This window comes from Pseudomonas sp. BW16M2, from assembly GCF_014268865.1.
In the GTDB taxonomy this organism is placed as follows: domain Bacteria; phylum Pseudomonadota; class Gammaproteobacteria; order Pseudomonadales; family Pseudomonadaceae; genus Aquipseudomonas; species Aquipseudomonas peradeniyensis.
This window is the reverse complement of sequence record NZ_JABWRI010000064.1, coordinates 1-1627: the sequence shown is the minus strand read 5'-3', so window position 1 is coordinate 1627 and position 1627 is coordinate 1. Positions and strand designations below refer to the sequence as shown.

The window sequence follows — 1627 nt, the reverse complement described above, 5'->3', positions numbered from 1 at the left end:
TTTGGGGACGGGGATGGCTTGGCGTTGTGCGTCCAGGATGGATTGACTGAGGCTGAGGGTCATGGATAGCTCCGAGACTGGGGCAGCGCGGCGACGACTTTGGACCAGTCGTAGTCGCTGTAGGTGGCGAAGCGCGAGACCAGGCGGCACTCGCCCGCTACGGCTTGGTTGAAGTCGTGCTGGATGGTGGGGTGTTCGAGCAGGCGTGGATGGATCATGATCTGGTGCAGGACCAGGCATGAAGCGTCATCGAGGTCCACAAGCCCACGCGCCCAGGCCGTGACGATCAGTTGGTACACATGGAAGGGCGCCTGGGGCGGAAGGCTCGAGGGGCCCTTCCACGCCAAGGGCGAGTAGCTTGGGGGCGATTGGTTCAGCAAACGCCAGGCGCCCAGCAGGCACCGGACTTGAGGGGCCATGTACTGCAGTTCGCGGACGGCGTGCGGTATGACCAGGTCCCTGGCGAACGCGCGGCCTTGCACGCAGGCGAAGGTGCCGCAGGCGGTTGGGTACAACCATGCGCTCAAGGGCCATAGCACATCGCTGATATCGAGCATCGTGGCGTGCAGCAACTCCAGGCGCAAAGGCTCGAACCAGGGAGCCGTTGCTGGACCGGCCACCGGGGGCATGGTCAAGCAACGGGCCGCGAGGTGCCGGGCGATGACCGGCAATGGCTGTTCGCTCAATAGCCAACCGCAGACATAGCGTCTGTCGAAGTCCACTTCTGACAGGGCATGGACGGCAGTGAGCTGAAGCAGTGTGTCAGCGGGATGGCCGGGCGCCGCCAGCTCGACCAGGGTCGGACACTCCGCTGTCAGGTGCGCCAGGTCGTCGCGCATCACACATTCGACTGCCTCTACGCCCAGTTGCCGGGTCAGCGCTGCAATGCTCAAGGGATGTTCGGGACCGCAGTTGGCAAGCGGGTCGAGCAGCAGGTAGAGGAAATCGTCGGGTTTACGCGCCTGTGCCACCAGGTCGAGCAGATGTTCAGGTTTCATCGCTGGTGCTCCACGCATTCTTCAAGCCCCTGCAACACCTGGCTGGTGATCGACAGTTCATTGCCGCTACCGCTGGCGTTCTGGCTCAGCGGCGCTTTCAGGATCAGCGCCACGCCATCGAGCGTGATCCCGTCGCCGTCGATGCGCAGCGTGCCGCCTGGCGCTTTGAGGGTGATGCTCTGCGAGGCATGGATTTCGTAGCACCGGGTGTGCTGCCGAATGGCCTGGCCGGCCTTCAGTTCAAGGTGGCCCTCGATGGTCTGCTGCATATGGCCACCCACGCTGACGTTGTGGTTGGCCGCCGTGCTGTCAAAGCGATGATTGCCCACCTGCACCGTGCGATCCTGGGCAATCGTGGTGGTCTGGCTATGGCCGATGTCCAGCAGCGCGTCATGGCCAATCGTCACCTGGTCGTCGTTGCCGATGGTTTCGCGACGGTTGTTGGCGACGTCGAGCACTTCGTCATGGCCAACCTCCTCACGTCGATCATTGCCAACCTGCGTGGTCTCATCATGCTTGACCACATTGTTCTGATCCCGCTGCGCATGGATAAACACCTCTTCCTGCCCCAGCTCATCCTCGAAGCGCAGCTCGTTGAAGCCTTGCCCCTTGTGGGTCTTGCTCTTGAT

The 1627-nt window shown here is 62.7% G+C and carries 1 protein-coding gene and 1 pseudogene; both read right to left on the bottom strand.

What is annotated here, in order from left to right:
- Positions 1-59 precede the first annotated feature (59 nt).
- On the bottom strand, positions 60-998 hold the full coding sequence (locus HU735_RS26770) for a DUF4123 domain-containing protein (RefSeq protein ID WP_186716472.1): 939 nt from the start codon (positions 996-998) through the stop codon (positions 60-62).
- Positions 995-1627: pseudogene (locus tag HU735_RS26765) on the bottom strand (type VI secretion system tip protein VgrG); the annotation flags it as partial. The pseudogene HU735_RS26765 and the gene HU735_RS26770, both read right to left, overlap by 4 nt.

What these genes read in the sequence shown, in the direction of transcription:
- HU735_RS26770 (WP_186716472.1), bottom strand. Translation starts at nt 998, where the DNA reads ATGAAACCTGAACATCTGCTCGACCTGGTGGCACAGGCGCGTAAACCC.